Origin of the sequence: Idiomarina sp. Sol25, assembly GCF_033052775.1 — a bacterium.
GTDB lineage: Bacteria > Pseudomonadota > Gammaproteobacteria > Enterobacterales > Alteromonadaceae > Idiomarina.
On record NZ_JAUPEW010000212.1, the window covers coordinates 1 to 246 of the forward strand.

Annotated in this window: 1 protein-coding gene; it reads right to left on the minus strand. The window is 28.0% G+C overall.

Going from position 1 to position 246, the window contains the following annotated elements; genetic code table 11:
- Window positions 1-246: hypothetical protein (locus Q5L94_RS14035; RefSeq protein WP_317498963.1), on the minus strand; the 246-nt coding region annotated here is incomplete at both ends.

Genomic DNA, 246 nt, shown 5'->3' on the forward strand with positions numbered 1-246 from the left:
CAAAAATCTACATGATATGCATTTTCGCTCTTTTCTAAAGAAGCTAATCGACTATCTAACTTTAAAGTTCTAACTTTAGATAAATTAGGTAAAGAAATCGTTTTTCTTGCTTGTTTTACAAGTTTTCTCATAAACTTCATTATTTCTTCTTGAACTTTCAGTTCTATGACAGCTTTATTTTCTTTTGTTGAAACAACAAGATTATTCTCTTCATCATAAGCCCATTTTAAAGTTGGTTTACTGTAC